Raw genomic sequence first — 19,495 nt, 5'->3', positions numbered from 1 at the left:
AAGCGGCAAGAGGCATTAGGGAGTTCTCTAAAACTTTAACTTGAAAAGTGGTTTTTTTTAACCCAAAATAGCATTTTTTTAGATATATAAGGCTGAAAAGCGAGGCTATCCATTTTATAGGAAATTGAATAAATTACCTCATTTTTCACTACAATACTCCCGTGTTACTTTACAGGTCCTAAAGCGTCAGTTAGGAGACGGGTTATCCTATAAGGAAAGCGTATATGCAAGCGAAACAAGAAAAAGCAACTGTTGCCGGGCAAGATCAGTCTCTCCGATCTATTCTGAACTTAATTGACTCTTCTCGCGAAAATGATGCGACTAAGGCAGAAATTCTGGTTGAGCTATTTTCTGCTAACCCTGCTCTAAGGAATCTGACATTCCTACCGCTGGAACGGACCATCCTTCACATTCTGGTATTAAAAAACAAACCTCAAATTATTAGTCGATTATTAAACATGGAGCAATTTAAAAAATTGGCTGTAGTAGGAGACAGAACAGGTCAAACCAGTTTGCATTATGCAGCCAGACAGGATGAAACTTTTCAAGAATGCTTGGATTTATTGATTGAACTCGTGCCGAATTTATTAAATGTAGCTAATAAATCAGGAAATACACCGCTTCATGAAGCGGTGAGAAGCAAACAATTATGGGCTATTAGAACGCTTGTAAAAAGTGCGGATAAGACGATTGAAAATAAAGATCAAAAAACTCCTTTAGAATTGGCTGAAAATAATAGTGAAGTTATCAGTGCGCTAATGCATCTTGATCTGGAACAGGCTAATTCCCTCAATAGAATTCGAGCGAAGCAGAGGGTGGTGGAGTCTGATTTTGCAAGACAGTTTCCTCTTCTTTCTGCTAAAAGAAAAGAAAAATTATCATTGGAATCAATGGAAAGACGAAGTCCTTCTAATTCACCAAAGTTATTAACCTGGGAAGAGGCTCTAAGAGAAACCCATAAAGGATTAAATGGGAATGATAAAAAATTATTAAGTAGTTTTGAAAATATTGAACAGCTTTTTAAAAGGCTATTTTATGAATATCAACAAGATAAAAATTCATTTGAATATAAGGAATTGCTGACACTATTTTGCAAGCTGTGTAATGAGTGGAATCTTGTACCCAATGATGCCTTGTCCAATCTTGTACATAGCTTGCCTGAATGTTTATCTTGTCTTTATGACATCCTGCAGCAGCTTTTTCTTGAAATCAAGGAGGAGCATTCTGCTTTCACAATGCGCAACGAAGAAATTTCTACGGAACTTCGGATATTGTTATTTAAGCAAGGGCTAAACAATATATCTGAACCTGGTAAGAAACCAGACTTTGCTGCGATTGCAATACAACAACAGCTCTTGCTGGAGATTGATGATGTCAGTAGACGAGTTGAAATATTGGAGACCATCTGGCGTATTACTGCTTGTGAAAATCAGCATGACGAGAAAGGTGAGATAGATTTTCTAAAACTTAGTCGGCGTGCATTTGGCCTGCAAAATTTCCTCTCATTCGACAAAATTATAAATTTATTAACAGAACTTCATCCCCATTTTACTCAACATCAAAAGCTTGTTGCTAATTATCTTGTACTTGAATTAATTAATTTGAATGTAGCGGCCAGTTTTAAACTCGAAAAAACAACGGTGAATCATTTAAATCTATTTTTGGCTCGTTATATTCCTGAAAGTGAGGAAACAAGTTTTGCAAATGAAGTAAGAAAACGATTTACGCGATTAATTAGACGATGTCAAAATTTTTGCTTGCAGCCAGTATGGTGTAATTATCAATTAATACAGGAATGGACTCGTCATAGTAATTTGAGTCACTCTTTACTGTCATTTGATCAATTGATCAACAATGCTCTCACTAAAAGAAGTACTGATTGGCAACATGAAGTAACACTGGTGACTCATGAGCTTAAAACCCTAAGTAGAATATTTTTTGAGCAGGTTGAAATCAGTGAGTTTGCGAACGGCAACTGGTTGAAAGATCAATCCAAGGCTCCTCATATTGTTGTGTTTACTAATTATTTTAATTCGCTTAATAACTATTTTCTTTCTAAAATATTGAACCTGCCACGAAAAAAACTACTTCATGGTGTTAAATTTTTAATTCATTTAAGCCGGGAACTTGGTCATCTGGAGGGTGAAAATTATCCTGATCTCCAACACTTAATGATGATTCATAGTGTTTTAAATAATAAGAGTTTAGATCGATTAGTGTCTTTTAAGAAGCTTCCAAAAAGAGAGTTTCAATTGATGCAGGAGTTGGAAAAATTATTAGATGCAAGGAAAAATTGGAAATGGATGCGTTCAGTGTATCGTAACAACCAGACTGCTTTACCTTTTATTCCTGCTCTGCTAGGCGAGTTTACCTTTGCCAGAGAGCAATCACATTTGCTGATTCAAGCAGAAATGGCAGGAAAAATTTTATTCAGCTTTTTAGAAGTAAAACAATTAAATAACTTGGCTTTAAATCGATTTTATTCCAATTTACCTCAATTTTTACAAGCTTACATTTCAGTATCGGAAGATGAATTATATGGAATCTCGCTACGGTTATGCCCAAGAAAGACTGACGTCATCATTTTACCCAAGGAAGAGAGTTTGGAATCTATTCTGGACAAGTTGGAGGATGGATTAGCTGAAGGCATTATTCTAACTGTTAAAGTACAAGAAACAGCTTATTCTCCTTCACAATTGTTACAAAAGCTCATTGCATATTTCAGCCACCAAGTTCAGCATGCTGATATCCTCTCAGCAGAGAAAATTAGCCAATTAAAGAACCAAATTGAACAACTAGAATCAATAATTCCTAAATTTGTGACTGTGAATAACAACTATTATTGTCAACAACCTGCTCATAATGAAATGAATCTATTTTATTTTAAAAATGTAGTTATTCAATTAAAAAAACAATTACTCGATTCCAGTCGAAAAAATGCAAATACACCCACTAAAACGCACCGCTCTTCTTTCTTTTTAGAGAGCAATGATGCCGTTGTTCAGTCAGCTACAGAGTTAAAATTACCTAAATCTCATTCCTCAGAATGTGTTGGCTCGCGAATTGATCAAGGGGAAAAAAAATTATCATCCAAATTAAAGGATGAGCCTGTTCTGACATTATCGAAACAAGCATTTGCTGAGCATCAAGTACTTGAGACAGACCTATTGTTGTCAAAAAATAAGGGAAATGAAAAAGGGACAAGAGGAAAGCTATCTCTACGCTTACACAGAAAATCATTGGACAGTTTCTTTTTTAGCAAAGTTGATGCAATTTCTGAAGATAAACAATCTCTTTCCGTAAGAAAAAAAGGAAGTCCTAATATATAATAATCTACTGCATTGTTAGTAAGTCCTATTTCTCTCAAACCTGTTCGCGGTGACCCAGAAAGTTTAAATGTAAAAGTGTAGTATGCTTATGTGTACTGCGGACAAGCCGCAGTACGTAGTGATAAAGAATTTATTAACCTATCCTGAATGGTTACTTAATATATTTATACAGTTATCAATGATGATAATAGTGACTTCTTTCATGTTTACCATTGAGATCTCTGGTCACAGCGAGCATATGTTTCTCAAAAATACCAAATGCCTGTTGCATGTAATCCAGTGCTCTGTGGCCATTTTGAATAATAATGTCGACATTTTTTTCCAATACATCTTCAGGCTTTTTTAAATGCGAAAGTTCATCGGGTTTTAAATAAGCTATTTTTTGTAAGGTTTTAACGTTTAATTCTATCATTTCGCGTAAAGGCTTTTGAAATTGATTAAACGCATCTTTCCAATTTTCAATGTAATCCTGTTGCATAAGACCTCCTTTTATGTTGCACTGCACAATAAAAGCTTAGTTTTGTTGCCGCTATTTGTCAATATCAAGAGCGCTCAAGCCAAACACCGGTGAATTACATGGAAATTTAGGGGGTTTACCGGTTTTCTCCAACCTGCTTAAAAGTAGTTTCACCAAAAATGGCAGAGGGATAAATATAATGCTTAAACTCAAGTAAATTATTGCTCGGATCTTTTAAAAAGAAAGAATAGTGTTCAATTCTGGTGTTAGCAAAACGACGTTTCGGGGCTATCTCAAATTTTATTTTCTGAGCATTAATGCGATTTGCAAATTCGTCAAATTCTTGTTTGTTGAGGAAAATTAAACCAAAGTGACGTGGGTAAATTCCTTTTTGTTCAGGAACAGGTGTCTCCACTTTATGAGCTACAATTTGACCAGCACCACATTGAAAAATTAAGGCATGTTCTGACTCTCTCCCTATATTGAAGCCTAGCTGGTCATGGTAAAAAATTTTTGCTTGTGCAAAATCATGCACTGGGAATGCCAAATGAAATAGCGTATTCATCATCGCAGCAATTAAGTGAAAGATGAATAAAGTATAATTTGCTCTTGGGGGTAAACCAATCATCTTCTATAAAAAATAGATGCCATTTCTGCATAATTTTTACCTATATAAGATTCTCTTAAGGTAAAAAAAGTATAATTTTGTTTCTTAAATTAGTCTAGGCTGTAAATGTCCATTGTTTTTTTTGGTAATACACAAGCAGGAATTCAACTTCTTCACTTAATGCAAAAATTTTCCAAGGAAGAAGCGACTAATATTACATTAAATTTAAGTGCAGCGTATTTTGCTAAAACCAGTGAGCTAGAAATTTCGATTGTGAACAATGATCCTCGCTTTCAAGCGCTGCGAAATTTATATTATCGATCTGAAAGCACTGGTGTTTATTGTATTGATTTATTAGCCCCATCGATTGAGATGGCCAATGAGATTAAAGAATTTCAACATTTAAGCCATTTTTCTAATGTAATTCTGGTAGGGATAAATAATGAGTTAAGTGCAGCGGAGGGAAAAGAAAAACTTCAATCAATAAGAGAGGAATTGCAAGAGAATGGTTTTTATATTCCTGCTGGCTACACTATATCAGGTGAGGACGACGGTCTTTATGAGCTAATTACCGCATTACAATGTATTACTCAACGAAATGCTTTCTTGGCAAAACGAAAGGAGGAGCGGGATCGTCCTTTGTCGCCATGGGAAATGGCCGTGTCCTCATTAAAAAGACAGATTCAAGAGTTACCTTATGCCAAATTTACTGCCATAACGGAAGAAATAGACAATTTAAAGTGGAAATTAGAGCAATCTGTAGACATCACTGTAAAAGAAAAGGCAATTCAAACCTTTAGCCAAAACTGCCACAATATTTTAGAGAGAAAGCATCAGCATGTTCTCAATGTGGTACTTACTCTAGCCGCAGTGGCAACGGTGACCATTGTTGTAGGATTAATTGGTTTTGGTCTTGGATTTGCTGCAGGTTTGTGGACAGGACCCGGCGCATTTATCAGTGGTATCCTAACAGGAGCTGCGTTTGCTAAAGGTACGCTAGCAGTAAGTGGAACATTGGGTCTAATAAGTGGTGGCCTGGTAGGCTATGGTTTATTTAAATCCTCAAAAGAAGTGGTTGCAATCCATGATTTTGCAGAGCAAGTTAAAATGAGTGTGATGTAATCTAAATAGCCCTTATTATCACCCTTACCTACGTACCGCACGTCTACAATACGTAGAGAGGGGCTCTTAGTGCGCAAACACTACGCAGTGGCGACTAAAAATGATCTTCTTCGCTCCTGATAAAAAAGAATAAAGAATCCAATCACTGCAATACTTAAGGTTATAGGGATTACGCCCAGACCATAAATGAAAGCAGAGGACACTTTAATCCCACCAAAACGATTGATTATCATTCCGATGGTTGTATGAAAGGCATACCCAAAACTCATAATAATCATATTAGCTACTGCAGTTGTTATACCTGCAACTTGTTCAGGCACATAAGTAGAGGCTTTATAAATGGCCAAAATTTGATAAGCAGAACATACCCCTACCAGAATAAATCCCAATGCCATCGTTTCGCTCGTCATATGCTTTGAAATTAATGCTATAAAAATAACCATCATTAAAAAGCCTGAGCCAATAATTACTCCTAAATAATTACGTGTTTTTTCAGCAATAAAGCTGAGCACAGGCGCACCAAAACACATACCGATAAAAATCATGGAAGGTAAATAACTGGCAAGTGAGCGATTGTACCCATAAACTTCTCTTATAAAGGCTGAACCCCAGACGTCTGCAAACCCCTCCAGAGGACCGACCATCAAGCCTGACAATAGGCATAGAGCAATAATTTGACGGTGGGTAACCACTTTTTTTACATCCGCGATAATACTTGTTGTACAGGAAGGTTTGTTAATTTCAGGGATAATAAAATAAGTAAATGCAGCCAGTAAGAGACCAAATATAGCAAAAAGTTCAACAACTACTTTATAGCCTAATACGGTACACAAAAAGCTGACAGGTCCACCTCCATAAATCGCCCCAATTAAACCGATAGTTACCGCAAAACTGAGCATACGGGTAAAGTGTTCTTCTTTAAAACCCATACGGATTATCTTGAATGTTCCTAAAATGGCAGCGGAAGATCCCATGCCTATTAAAGCACGTCCAATCATGGGATAAATCCAGTGTTCAGCAAAAACAATGGGTAATAGTCCAAGGACTGTAAGGAGAATGCAGCAAGTCATTACCTTTCTTGGGCCAAAACGATCGAGCATAATGCCAATCGGTAAGTGCATTAATGAATAGCCAATGTAATAAATCCCTGAAAATTGCCCAAAAACCGCAGAATCAATATGAAATTGCTGGATAAAATTGTCGAGCATAATATTGGGCATTACGCGCAAAATGTATTGATAGGCATAAAATAAGGAGGCTACTAGCCATATTCCCCAGGCGACTATACGTGTGATTGACTTATTCATAGCTTCTACTTCATCAAAAGTTAACGATACCTGCTAAATAGATTTAATTAGAGGATGGTAGAGATTTTACGTGGTTATTCAGATGCATGCTCCGCCTTAGCGGAGGAGGTTAAGAGAGAAGCTTTCGAAAAAGCGGTAGGCTTTGCTCATATTATACTTCCAGTAAAAAATATCGCCAATAAGACATAATATGGGCATTTATTCGTTTAGTCAATATGAAAGTAAGCGTATTGCGTTACAAATTGGTTAATTTGTTGCCTATGTGCGAATTATTTTCTAAATTTAATGTTTAGTTAATGATTGCTTTGTTATCATTAATAAAGTAAGGCATTTTGAGAAATACAATGTTAAATTCAGGTGAAGCAGAAAAGCTTTTATTAGAGGAAAAAGAAGAAGCAGTAAGACTTGAGAAAAGAAAGCAGCGAATTGATGAGGCGATTGACGTTTCACCGGCTCTTAATAACTGTTTTTTCCATGCTTACGCTTTACATCTCTTAAGTAATCAGCATGCATTTCCCCCTGGTTTATTTGATTTAACTGAATTTGACGGAACACATGTCGTCACTCTAAAAGAAAGGTTACATGACGATAGGGTGCTGCAAGAGGAACTTACTACCGCTGCTACGCCAGACTATTTATTCGAAAAAACATTAATTTTAGGTATTTTATTGCGTAGCTGGTTTTGTACACAATTGTTTCATAGCGAAACCGCTCGGGATGCCCTCTTTGAGTTTAAAGGTGAGACTTATAATGGCGACATTCGCGCTTTTACTTTCTTGCGGATGGTGAGTGAGTATCAGGATGCTTTGTTCACTCCTGTTTTGAAGGCAAGAAGTCTTGTGCAGGATTTTAAAAATAAACTTCCTACATTACAACAATTATTGGACTTATCAGTCGATGTTCCCAACAATGTTTTTATAGCACTTAAACAGCTACCGAATATAATTGAAGCTTCTATTGCTACATTGGAGACAGATGAAAAAAATTCATCAAATCCCATTTCACCTCTAGAAAAATCCAAGCAGGTTCTTAAAAAACTATTAGATGTGCTTGACGATGCTCAAAAGGAGTTAAAAGCTACAGATACACATGAACTTTTAAATGATTTCATCAATGAAGCGAAAGCGGAGCTTAATTTCAATTTGGCAGCAGAACAGCAAAATTTTGTGCGCACGTTTGAGAGGAAGTACGAGGATTTTCCTATCTATCTAGGAAATAAAGCTTTTTTTAATGAAGCTCTTGCAAATACAGATTTGGAATCTATTAAGACATACTGGCATAAAGAAGGGTATGAAAATTTTTGCAGGTTTTTAAATTTATCCAATACCAAGATATCTTATGCTGATGTTGACCCTATTTTAGCAAATCTTGTTCCCTATGCCATTTATAGTGAAAATGGGGCAGTTTTAGTTTGTGATACGATTCCTTTCTTGGAATTGATGCTGAAGTTAAATGAAGGACATTATAAGCTTCTGACAAATCCTAGAACCATAGAGTTATTGCAACATTACCCTTTGCAACAAAAGCACTATCTACAGAATCGGGAAGCATTATTGGCCCAAAAACGAGTAGCAGAGGAACTTATAAAAGAAACCCTCTTTGTTGAGGCGCTTATTCCTGAAGATAAGGATAATAACTCTAATCTTGTCGAGGTGCTTCTTGAAGATGAGGGGATTAATTCTTTGCCTGTCGAGTTGTTTATTCCTGAAAATAATAAGGTTAATCCTTTAGATGCGCTTATAAAAAATCTACCTAAATTTTTAGACAAATTAAAGGAAAAAATGGGAAGAACTCCACAGACAGAAGAGGTAGGCCCTTCGACAAGTGGAGAACAAAAAGAACATTTACCTTCTGAAACTCCTGAAAGCCCTATTCATAGTGGGGATGGTATAAATTTACTGTCTTTAACTGAAGTAGGTGAGCAGCGTGATCCTCTATCAGTTTCAGTGGGCGTGAGTACTAGCGAAATTCAAGAACATCCTGACGAAGTGCGCGAAAACATTAATCCGGAAAATTTGAATAATGCGAAACTGCAGCATTTTTATCAACAACTTGTACAACTCGAACAAAAGGCAAAAGAGTTCAAAGCGAAAGAAAATCAGTCGTTGGATTATAAGCGAGCTGCAGAAGCAACGGGGGCTTTGTATGATAAGCTCCACAGAGCTTTTAATGATTTTGTTAAAAACCCCAATGAAAAAGCGTTTGAACTATTCAGCCAACAAAGTCTTGCAGCTATTCAAAAACATCAACCTGCCCTGGAAAGACACCGTAAAGAGTACGGACAATTGAAACAAATCATTGGGAATATTGTTTTGGCTATTGTGGGTATAGGTATTTTTTATGGTGCAGCATTAATGATTAACCGCGCCGTTAATGGACGCTATTTCTTTTTTGCTCCTAAAACAGCTCAGGATGTTTCCAAGATTGAAAAAATGATTCCTGAAATTGCACCGGAAAATAAGTCAACATTTTGAGTACCTCTGGGTAAAAATGAGGGCTGCCTAAGTACAAACAAATGGCGTCAACTATACTAAAGAAGCACTTGTTTAAAGAGGAAGCAGTCATGAAGATTACTATCCCTATTTTGCTGTGCTTTTCTGCTATTTCCTATGCTGCATCAAACAACGATATAGCAGTCTCTGTGGGTAACATAAATCCAAACACACAGCTATTACCCTCTCCACTTCCCGTTTTTGTGTTGGGTAATTCCGGTGTAGTTAATCACCCTTATCCTGGATCCAAACGAGCTTTGTTACCAACAGATAATAGTTATACCGATGCGCCTGGCTGTTATATAGCTTGTTATTCACACGTTAAAGGGATTTATCCTGTTTCACCTTCTATCTATGTCATGGGGCAAATCCGCGTAAAAGGACAATATCAAGGAAGGATATGTCAGCCTGAAGGCTATCTTAATAAAGATATTAGTGCAGTGAACCAATTCAAGCAATTATGTTCACAGAAAATCCCAGGTTGTAAAAACATAGAATGTTGGGCAGGAGGAGATACTGGCGGTTGGTTTGGAATCCAATTGTAGAACCCTTGGCGCTAGTTTTCAGACAAAAATTTAACCTCTTCCATCATTGCTGTAATACGCGCTTGCAAATATTGATCTTTTTGAGCAAGTAATTTAGCTTGCTTTAATTGACGCATGGCCTCTCTTTTTCGTCCCTGCAAAAGTTGGCAACGCGCTTGGGTGAAATAAGCATAATCTTTATGTCGAGAAGCTGCTTGTGCTTGTGCTAATGTCTCGCACAAGGGTAAATCCTGTTTAAACAATCTTGAGCCTTTTAACAACACGCTAGCGGCTTGTTCTGTTTTATCTGCTGCCAATAAGCCTTGAGCTTGAGCCATTAGGGCTGCATAATTCTCAGGGTAATTAGCCTGCAAATTAGCAAGTCTTTTCAGTGCTACCTCAAATTGCTTGTTGCCTGTTTCTGCTTGTGCCATGGCAATCTGATAAAAAAGATTATCCTGATCATGGTTTAGCAAGGGTGTTAAATAAACTTGAGCTTGTTGAAATTGATTAATGCCAAGAAAAGCCAGGGCATGGCCATATTGGCAAGCTGCATCGCTATTTTTCTTAGAACATTCAAGCTGATAATAATCCAGTAATTGCTTGTTGTTGCTAGCAACAGAAACACGAATTAATTCTTTAAACAGACGATAATCCAAGGCATCTGGTATGTTTTTGGCAGTTAGCCGCTGGCTACGATTTTCAGCCTCAGCAATTCGATCGTCATCAAGAGGGTGGGTTCTTAAAATTGCTGGAATATTGGCAGAGTAATAGTAACGGGAGTTTTCCTGCATTTTTTTAAAGAAACTGGCCATACTACGTGGGTCAAAGCCAGCTTTAATTAACATATCAATCCCAATACGATCAGCCTCTTTCTCATTTGCCCGCGTAAAATTAATGTTATCTTGTGCGAATCCGCTTAAGGAAGCCATCATGGCGCCACTTCCTAAGGTGGGATTAACAACACCTAACGCCAGGGAGGCTAACATGGAGGCTAGCAGGGGAATACGCATTTGCTTTTCATGCTGAATCCGCTGATAAAGATGATGCAAGCGAACGTGAGCAATTTCGTGAGCCATGACAGCTGCAAGTTCACTCTCGTTTTTAGTCGCCAGAATTAATTGAGTATTAATGCCAATATAGCCTCCAGGGCCTGCAAAGGCATTAATTTCACCGGATTTAACAATAAAAAAATAAGGCGTGGGAATTTGGGCGAATCGAGCCAATTTTTTCCCCAGATGGTTAATATATTGAATGGCCAAAGGATTGCGTTCAATACTGTCTGATTGATTTATTAATTGAATAAATTCCTTTTCCAGCGCTTCAAGTTCGCGTGTTGAATAAGGGGAGAGTGCATAGCTATCAACCATAAAGCCCGGGAACAACAGGATTGACATTATCCAGGGAATACAGCGCTTTAAAACTTGTCGTTTAAAACAGTGTAATAGAGTCATGAGTCTGCCCGTTGGAAGTTAAAGGCGTCTTGTATCAATGCTTTTATATGCAAGAGTAGAATAGTATATCACGGAATGGATAAAAATCGGTAAGCTACGTTCATAATGAATGTTAAGAGATGCAATCTTGGGCTACTCAAAAATTGAATAATTTGTTAACATATTCCGATTTTTAATTATTGATTTTACTATGCACAACTACTTTATGCTGGCTGCCCTCGAACAAGCCTGGCTCGGACGGGGTACTTGTGCGCCAAATCCAAGCGTGGGTGCTGTTGCTGTACATCGCGGTGAGATTATAGCTCGTGCTTGGCATCCAGGGGCAGGAAACCCACATGCAGAACAATTGGTATTGCAGCAAGTTCCTGAAAATTTACGAGATGTCACGCTTTATGTGACTCTGGAACCTTGTAATCATTGGGGTAGGACGCCACCTTGTGTTGAAGCGATCATTCAACGAAATATCGCGCAAGTTGTTTATGGGTTTTCTGATCCTAATCCGCTGGTTGCTGCCAATGATACGCCAAAGCTTTTACAAAACGCAGGACTTGAAGTATTACATTATCCTCTTAAGGAGATTGATAGTTTTTACCAGAGTTATCGTTATTGGACCTTAACCAAAAAACCTTGGGTTACTGCTAAAATTGCACAAACTTTGGATGGTAAAATTGCTGGTGTCAATGGTATTCCCTGTCAACTCTCTAACGTTGATTGTAATGAATTTACTCATCAAAAACGGCTATATACCGATATTATTCTGACAACGGCAAAGACAATTATTAAAGATAATCCACGTTTAAATGTGCGTTTAAAGGACAAGACTTACAGCAAACCATTGGCCATTATTGATAGGTCTTTAAGTTTGACAGGGAAGGAAGAAATTTTTAGCACGGCCACGCATTGTCATATTTTTTATCAGGAAGGTTATTCCGTTAAAATGCCTTTGCCAAAATGCAGTTATCATGCTGTACCTGTTAAGAACAAGCAGCTTAATCTTAAGGCTGTAATTTATCATCTTGGCCGCTTAGGATTTCACGATGTGTGGGTTGAGGCTGGCGGCATTTTATTTTCAGCATTGCATCGGGAAAATTTAGTACAGCGAACCTATCTCTATCTGGTGCCCACTGTTTTAGGTGAGAATACGACGCCAGCATTTTGTGGTGATTTTGTGTTTACCAGAAAAAAGAGGGTTTCATGGGAAGTAAAAGCTGACAATGTCATAGCATGTCTGGACTGGCAGGAGAATTGATGTTTACTGGATTAATTGAAGAACGCGGTGAAGTTATTTCCAATGTTCAAAATAAGGTGGCAAATCGACTTATTATCAGATCGCCCTTTGGACAATTGCAAGCAGGTGAGAGTATCGCTGTTAATGGAGTATGCTTGACATTATTACCAGAACAGGGCGAGCATCTTGCTTTTGATGTATCTCCAGAAACCTTGTCCTTAACCACATTAAATCGGTTGCAGCAAGGTGATTGGGTTAACTTGGAACGTGCTATGTCCGCATCGGCCCGTTTTGGGGGGCATTATGTGAGCGGACATGTGGATACCACAGCTTCTCTTAAGGCAATGGCATCAATAGGTGAGTATTTAAAAATCATCGTCGGTGATTTTGCAGTTTGTGCTAGTATGTATCTTTTGCCTAAAGGTAGTATTACGCTTGATGGTGTGAGTCTTACTATTAACAAAGTCGCGGAAAATGAGATTGAATTAATGCTGGTGCCGCACACTCTGGCAAAAACTACGTTAGGTCAATTAAGTATTGGCCAGCGTGTAAATGTGGAATTTGATTATTTGACTCGTATCGTGGCACATCAGCTCAAGATCGCGGGACAATTAAATAAAGAGGTTGAAGTATGACAAGTCCTTTCGCAACCATTGAGCAGGCCATTGCAACATTAAAAGCCGGCCGCATGATTATTTTGATTGATGATGAGAATCGCGAGAATGAGGGTGATTTGGTAATAGCGGCTCAACATGTGACACCAGAAGCTATTAATTTTATGGCTCGCTATGGTCGCGGCCTTATTTGTTTGCCAATGGCACAAAGTCTTATTGAGAGGCTGCAGCTGCCTTTAATGGCTAGAAATAATCGCTCACCTTATGGAACTGCTTTCACCATTTCTATTGAAGCGGCTCGGGGTGTCTCCACTGGAATCTCAGCCAGAGATAGAGCCCATACCATTCAGGTTGCTATTGATCCGAAAAGTACTCCTCAAGATCTTATTTCTCCAGGACATGTGTTCCCTTTAAGCGCAAAACCTGGTGGTGTATTGGAGCGGGCTGGGCAAACAGAAGGGAGTGTTGATCTGGCTATTCTTGCTGGTCTGACACCTGCTGCTGTTATCTGTGAAATCATTAATGATGATGGTACGATGAGCCGCCGCGATGATTTGGCACGTTTTTCCAAGGAACATGATGTTCCTATGGTAACCATCAAAGATTTAATTGACTATCGTATTTGTCAGGAAAAATTGGTAGAAGAAATTGCAACCACCAGGCTTCCTTTGCAGGATTATGGTAACTTTTTAATGACTGCCTTTAAAAATGCCATTGATTCTTGTGAGCACTTTGCCTTAATCAAGGCACCGAAAATTCCAAACCGTATACCTTTAGTACGTATTCATTCTGAATGCATTACGGGTGATGTGTTCGGTTCTTGCAAATGTGATTGTGGTGCTCAATTAAAACAATCGCTACAGAAAATAGCTGATGAGGGAGGGATTTTAGTTTACTTGCGCCAGGAGGGACGAGGCATCGGTTTAGCCAATAAGCTGAAAGCTTATGCTTTACAAGAGCAAGGTTATGATACCGTTGAGGCAAATCTCCAACTTGGTTTTCCTGCAGACAATCGAGAGTATGCAGTTGCTTTTCAAATTTTAAAGCACTTCGACATTAATGCAGTTCGATTGTTAACGAATAACCCCAAGAAAGTCGAATCCATTGAGAAATACGGCATTACAGTAAAGGAGCGTATTCCATTAATGGTGCATCCTACCAGTGAAAATCGGCATTATTTAGAAACTAAAAAACAAAAACTGGGACATTTATTAGCGATTGATTAGAGGCCAGCATGCAACTTATTAAAATAAATACCAATGAAACCGTCAATTCTTTTCCTGTAGCTATTGTGGTGAGCCGCTTTAATGAAGGCATTTCCAAAGAATTGCAACGAGGTGCTGTGGAACGATTGCAGGAGTGTGGGGTTGCTTCTCATGATATCACGCTTATCGAGGTGCCAGGGGCTGTTGAAATCCCTTTAATTGCCAAACAAGTGGCTATGAGCGGTCTGGTTAAAGTGATTATTGCTCTGGGTGCTGTAATTCGCGGCGATACCAGCCATTATGATTATGTTTGTGAGCAAGTCAGTAATGGTTGTCAGCGAATTGCACTGGATCATACCCTTCCTGTCATTTTTGGTGTGTTAACGACAGAGAATGAAGCGCAAGCCTGGGATAGATTAGGGGGACAGCATGGTCATAAAGGTCGTGACGCAGCGGATTGTGCTATTGAAATGTATCAAATCACACGTCAGTTAGAACAGTTTCATAAATAGCTTGATGCTGGTATTGCTAACCTCAACCAATTATAAATCCAGTCTATAACCGCGCGGGCATGACCGATTTTTTTGTCATGTGCAGAGCAAAAACATGAAAATAATCTATTAATTCTGCTCGTCTTTTGTTACAATAAAACCCCGTTTACATGCATTTTTATTTATTCGCTTAAGTACGCGGAGCATTCCAAACGGGGTCATTATGACAAATTATATTTTCATCACAGGTGGGGTAGTTTCTTCTCTCGGAAAAGGTATTGCCTCTGCCTCTCTTGCAGCTATCCTTGAAGCACGAGGTTTAAGCGTAACCTTAATCAAACTTGATCCTTACATCAATGTTGATCCAGGTACTATGAGTCCTTTTCAGCATGGGGAAGTCTTTGTAACCCATGATGGCGCAGAAACTGATCTTGATTTGGGACATTACGAACGCTTTGTACGTACTACAATGACCAAACGTAATAATTTTACTTCGGGAAAAATTTACGAAACCGTGATAAAAAAAGAACGACGCGGGGATTATCTTGGAGGAACAGTACAGGTTATTCCACATATTACCAATGAAATTAAACGCTCAATTAAAGAGGGTGCTGATAATTTCGATATAGCAATGATTGAAATTGGAGGAACGGTAGGCGATATAGAGTCCTTACCGTTTCTGGAAGCTATCCGACAAATGCGCATTGAATTAGGGGCACAGCGGGCTTTATTTATTCACTTGACCCTGGTTCCTTATATTCCTACCTCTGGCGAAACAAAGACCAAACCTACTCAACACTCAGTGAAAGAATTGCGTTCTATTGGGATACAGCCTGATATTTTAATTTGCCGCTCTGAAAAACCACTTTCATCAAACGATAGAGCGAAAATTGCTTTATATACCAATGTAGAAAAAGAAGGGGTAATCTCTTTACAAGATGCAGAAAGTATTTATCAAATCCCAATGATTCTGCATGAGCAGGATTTGGATGAGATTGTTGTAAAAAAATTGGGGTTAAATGTAAAAGCAGCTGATTTAAGTGAATGGGAAAAAGTAGTCGCTTCACAAAAAATTCAGACGATGTCGGTAAAAATCGGCATGGTGGGGAAATACACGGAACTAAATGATGCCTACAAATCCATCAATGAAGCCTTGCTTCACGCCGGTATTCATACGCAAACTAAAGTAGAAATTGTCTATATCGATGCTGAACTCATTGAAAAAAATGGCGCAGACATTCTCAATTCCGTTGATGCCCTCCTAATCCCGGGTGGATTCGGGGAAAGAGGAATTGAAGGTAAAATCAAAGCAGTAAAGCATGCTCGTGAACAGAAAGTACCCTTTCTTGGTATTTGTTTAGGAATGCAAACGGCAGTGATTGAGTATGCGAGAAATGTAGCAGGACTGAAAGGTGCTAATTCAACGGAGTTTGATAAGACTACGCCTTATCCAGTGATTGGCTTAATTAGTGAGTGGATGGAAGCAGATGGCAAAATCAATTTGCGTAATGAACATTCGGATTTAGGTGGTACCATGCGTTTAGGAGCACAGCCCTGCCATGTGGATACCAATTCTCTGGCTTATAAAATTTATCAAAAACCAGAAATTATTGAACGGCATCGCCATCGGTATGAAGTGAACAATCAATTTTTGAATACCCTGATACAACATGGTCTTGTTATCGCAGGGCGTTCTGCAGATGGTAATTTGGTTGAGATGATTGAGTTACGAGATCATCCGTGGTTTGTGGCTTGTCAGTTTCATCCGGAATTTACTTCTACCCCTCGTGATGGACACCCTCTTTTCGAGCAATTTGTGCAAGCAGCACGTAAGCATCATCAGCAAAAGGAGACAGTATGAAACTATGTGGTTTTGAAGCGGGGATCTCAGCTCCTTTATTTTTGATAGCAGGTCCTTGTGTGATTGAAAGTGAGGCACTCGCCTTAGAGACTGCGGGCTACCTTAAAGAATTATGTAGTCAATTAAAATTACCATTTATTTATAAGTCCTCTTTTGATAAAGCCAATCGTTCATCAGTCAACAGTTATCGAGGCCCTGGTTTTGAAAAAGGATTGATTATTTTAGAGAAGGTAAGAGAACAAATTGGCGTACCTGTATTAACCGATGTACATGAGGATACTCCTTTATTTGAAGTAGCTAGTATTGTTGATGTTTTACAGACTCCTGCTTTTTTATGCCGCCAAACCAACTTTATTCAAAAAGTGGCTGCAATGAACAAGCCTGTGAACATTAAAAAGGGACAATTTCTTTCTCCCTGGGAAATGCAACATGTGGTAGCCAAGGCGAAGGCCTGTGGTAATGAGCAGATCATGGTATGTGAAAGGGGCGTGAGTTTTGGATATAACAATTTAGTGTCTGATATGCGATCATTACAAATCATGCGAGAGACCAATTGTCCAGTAGTTTATGATGCTACGCATTCAGTCCAATTACCCGGCGGAAATAATGGTGTTTCTGGCGGTCAGAGAGAGTTTATTCCTGTTTTGGCAAGAGCGGCTGTTGCTGCAGGCATCGCGGGGCTCTTTATGGAAACTCATCCCAATCCTGACGAAGCTTTAAGTGATGGTCCAAATAGTTGGCCCTTAGATAAAATGAAACCTTTACTTGAGAGTTTAATGGCGCTTGATAGGGTGGCAAAGGAGAGTCTTGCATTAATCTAGGTTATTAATAGCTGAAATCTATTGACGCATTTGCGCCAATAGAATCGTATCATCTATCGGTTCTTTATAAGATCAGGGTTTTCAATTAGCTTTTCAATAATTTCCTTTCCACATTTAATAAGTTCTGGAAGTGGTTCATAAAGTCCTCCTGAGGCCTTATCTAACTTTTCAACCTGAAGTTTTTTATTTTTTCTGGGTTGAATTTTTCCTGGCTTTTTCATAGCACACCTCGATGTAAGGAAAAACATCTTTAAATATAGGCCATTAAAAATAGCTTAAGCTGCAATGTTAAATAAGGGAGTGGGAGAAAATGATGTTGCGGAGAGGCAGGGATTCGAACCCTGGGAAGGTTGCCCTTCAACGGTTTTCAAGACCGCCGCTTTCGACCGCTCAGCCACCTCTCCGATAGGGCGAAATATATATCAACACTGGCGGCATTGCAAATAAATTTTTTTACTTATCAGGGCAAAATCGTATTTTATTTAAATTATAAATAGCAAGGTGCCATCTTTACAAAGCGAAGGATTGAATAGGAGATGCTACTTGCAGAATCCTTTATCAGGCTTTGCCGCATTCCGGATAACGAGATGAAAAAAATATATAAAGACTCTCATACGTCATCATCCTGAAAGCGACATCGTCGCTGAAGGATCTGCGTTCAAAGAGCGGGATTTTATCTGCTGAGAATCCTTCGCTTTACTCAGGATAACGGTAATTGTGCAAAAAGTAGTGTTAAATTAATTCAAAATGGGATGATTTTTCCCTGATGTCAGGGTAAACCCCATGCAGATAGGCTTTAATTTGCGCTACTAGATATATTTATCCCTAATTCTTAGGTTTCAGTTCGCAAAATTATGTAGGATGGGTATAATGGGCCCGTTTGTGATAAAGCTATTCTCAATTAAAATGCCTTAATTCTTAATGAGGTTAAATGTCATCAATTGATAAAATCAAGATTGACTTTCACTCCAAGGCAGGACATAAAATTGGTGAAAGCTTTACCGATAGCGTTCATAACAATAGGTGTTTATATGAAACGAATTCAAGCGCTGCTTCTTATTAGTTTTTTGTTAGCTTTAACAGCTTGCTCCAAATGGTGGAGTAAAGATGATGATGACTATAATCCCTATCAGGGAATGACCGCTAAACAATTACTAACTGAGGCTGAAACGGCAATAAATAAGGGACAATATGAAAGTGCTGCCAAGCGTCTTGAAGCAATGGAGTCTATGTATCCTTTTAGTGATTATGCAGAGAAGGCGCAACTGGATTTAATTTATGCTTATTATAAAAAAGACGATTATCCTTCTGCCGCTGCGACTGCAGAGCGTTTCATTCATCTTTATCCACGCTCTAAAAAGGTTGATTATGCCTATTACATGAAAGGACTTGCCAATTTCCAACAGCCTCGCGGTGCTTTTGCCGATAAACTTCCTATCAATGAGTCATGGCGTGATCCAGGTACCCAAGCGCAAGCGTATAGTGATTTTGCTACTTTAGTACAAAAATTCCCTGATAGTCATTACAAGGCTAATGCGTTACAGCGTATGATTTATTTGAGAAATATGTTCGCTCAGCGCGAATTAAATACCTCGAAATATTATTATCAACGAAAAATGTATGTAGCCGCTGCGGAGCGAGCAAGTTATTTGGTAAAAAATTATCCTCAAGCGCCCAGTGCACAAGAAGCCTTGGCCATTATTTATTATGCAAACAAGGCACTTGGATTAAATAAAGCTGCCGAGGATGCACTGACTGTTTATCAAGCGACTTATCATAAGCAGCCTGCTAATGTTGTGATTTAGCTTTAACTGGAAGATTTTTGAGCTGCGGGCTTAGCCCTAACTCTTCTACACGTGTCTGAAAACCCTGCCCACTCTGTTTTCCCACGTGTTCCGCGGGTTCACGAAGCATTTGCGTTAAATAATTGACCCCGCGGGAACAAGCCGCGGGTGTAGGAATTGTTGCATATAAATCAGTTGA

General features: G+C 38.6%; 16 protein-coding genes and 1 tRNA gene. 11 read left to right on the top strand and 6 right to left on the bottom strand.

Annotated features, from left to right (window positions below; translation table 11 throughout):
- Positions 1–224: 224 nt before the first annotated feature.
- Positions 225–3,329, top strand: a complete 3,105-nt coding sequence (locus tag clem_RS07875; protein WP_094091133.1) for an ankyrin repeat domain-containing protein — start codon at positions 225–227, stop codon at positions 3,327–3,329.
- Positions 3,330–3,504: 175 nt separating this feature from the next.
- Here clem_RS07875 and clem_RS07870 read toward each other — a convergent pair whose 3' ends face one another.
- Entirely contained in the window at positions 3,505–3,807 is a 303-nt protein-coding gene (locus clem_RS07870) for a hypothetical protein (RefSeq protein ID WP_094091132.1), read from the bottom strand.
- 115 nt (positions 3,808–3,922) lie between these two features.
- Positions 3,923–4,414 (bottom strand): VOC family protein, encoded by a 492-nt coding sequence (locus tag clem_RS07865; protein ID WP_232505434.1) that lies wholly within the window; start codon positions 4,412–4,414, stop codon positions 3,923–3,925.
- Positions 4,415–4,519: 105 nt separating this feature from the next.
- Between clem_RS07865 and clem_RS07860 the strand changes: the two genes are divergently transcribed.
- Positions 4,520–5,515, top strand: coding sequence for a hypothetical protein (locus clem_RS07860; protein ID WP_094091131.1), 996 nt, complete (start codon positions 4,520–4,522; stop codon positions 5,513–5,515).
- Between the two features lie 80 nt (positions 5,516–5,595).
- On the opposite strand, the gene clem_RS07855 is transcribed toward clem_RS07860, so the two are convergent.
- The gene (locus clem_RS07855; RefSeq protein ID WP_232505433.1) at positions 5,596–6,822 is read right to left on the bottom strand and encodes an MFS transporter; all 1,227 of its coding nucleotides are present in this window, start codon (positions 6,820–6,822) and stop codon (positions 5,596–5,598) included.
- 344 nt (positions 6,823–7,166) lie between these two features.
- Between clem_RS07855 and clem_RS07850 the strand changes: the two genes are divergently transcribed.
- Positions 7,167–9,296, top strand: a complete 2,130-nt coding sequence (locus clem_RS07850; protein WP_094091130.1) for a hypothetical protein — start codon at positions 7,167–7,169, stop codon at positions 9,294–9,296.
- An 89-nt stretch (positions 9,297–9,385) separates the two neighbouring features.
- A complete protein-coding gene (locus clem_RS07845; protein WP_232505432.1) occupies positions 9,386–9,859 on the top strand; it encodes a hypothetical protein in 474 nt (157 codons plus the stop codon).
- An 11-nt stretch (positions 9,860–9,870) separates the two neighbouring features.
- On the opposite strand, the gene clem_RS07840 is transcribed toward clem_RS07845, so the two are convergent.
- Entirely contained in the window at positions 9,871–11,235 is a 1,365-nt protein-coding gene (locus tag clem_RS07840; protein ID WP_232505613.1) for a M48 family metalloprotease, read from the bottom strand.
- Positions 11,236–11,482: 247 nt separating this feature from the next.
- On the opposite strand from clem_RS07840, the gene ribD reads away from it, so the two are divergent.
- The 6 genes from ribD (at position 11,483) to kdsA (ending at position 17,512) form a co-directional block, all read left to right on the top strand.
- Positions 11,483–12,541, top strand: coding sequence for a bifunctional diaminohydroxyphosphoribosylaminopyrimidine deaminase/5-amino-6-(5-phosphoribosylamino)uracil reductase RibD (gene ribD, locus clem_RS07835; RefSeq protein WP_094091128.1), 1,059 nt, complete (start codon positions 11,483–11,485; stop codon positions 12,539–12,541).
- On the top strand, positions 12,541–13,155 hold the full coding sequence (locus clem_RS07830; RefSeq protein ID WP_094091127.1) for a riboflavin synthase: 615 nt from the start codon (positions 12,541–12,543) through the stop codon (positions 13,153–13,155). The genes ribD and clem_RS07830 overlap by 1 nt, the downstream gene beginning before the upstream one ends.
- Complete coding sequence (gene ribB / locus clem_RS07825) at positions 13,152–14,360, top strand: 3,4-dihydroxy-2-butanone-4-phosphate synthase (protein WP_094091126.1); 1,209 nt, start codon at positions 13,152–13,154, stop codon at positions 14,358–14,360. Before clem_RS07830 ends, ribB begins: the two co-directional genes overlap by 4 nt.
- A gap of 8 nt (positions 14,361–14,368) precedes the next feature.
- Positions 14,369–14,851, top strand: coding sequence for a 6,7-dimethyl-8-ribityllumazine synthase (ribH, locus tag clem_RS07820; protein WP_094091125.1), 483 nt, complete (start codon positions 14,369–14,371; stop codon positions 14,849–14,851).
- Positions 14,852–15,053: 202 nt separating this feature from the next.
- Entirely contained in the window at positions 15,054–16,691 is a 1,638-nt protein-coding gene (locus clem_RS07815) for a CTP synthase (protein ID WP_094091124.1), read from the top strand.
- Positions 16,688–17,512: a 3-deoxy-8-phosphooctulonate synthase gene (gene kdsA / locus clem_RS07810; protein WP_094091123.1), complete on the top strand. Its 825-nt coding sequence runs from the start codon at positions 16,688–16,690 to the stop codon at positions 17,510–17,512. Before clem_RS07815 ends, kdsA begins: the two co-directional genes overlap by 4 nt.
- A gap of 53 nt (positions 17,513–17,565) precedes the next feature.
- Here the strand turns inward: kdsA and clem_RS14815 are convergent, their stop codons facing one another.
- Both clem_RS14815 and clem_RS07805 read right to left on the bottom strand, forming a co-directional pair.
- Positions 17,566–17,733 (bottom strand): hypothetical protein, encoded by a 168-nt coding sequence (locus tag clem_RS14815; RefSeq protein WP_157698207.1) that lies wholly within the window; start codon positions 17,731–17,733, stop codon positions 17,566–17,568.
- Between the two features lie 98 nt (positions 17,734–17,831).
- A tRNA-Ser gene (locus clem_RS07805) sits at positions 17,832–17,916 on the bottom strand.
- 627 nt (positions 17,917–18,543) lie between these two features.
- Here clem_RS07805 and clem_RS07800 point away from each other — a divergent pair.
- Positions 18,544–19,317 (top strand): outer membrane protein assembly factor BamD, encoded by a 774-nt coding sequence (locus tag clem_RS07800; RefSeq protein WP_094091122.1) that lies wholly within the window; start codon positions 18,544–18,546, stop codon positions 19,315–19,317.
- The last annotated feature ends 178 nt before the right edge of the window (positions 19,318–19,495 follow it).

Source organism: Legionella clemsonensis (genome assembly GCF_002240035.1).
Lineage (GTDB): Bacteria > Pseudomonadota > Gammaproteobacteria > Legionellales > Legionellaceae > Tatlockia > Tatlockia clemsonensis.
Note: the sequence above shows the minus strand (reverse complement) of the source record. Positions and strands in the feature narration are given on the sequence as shown.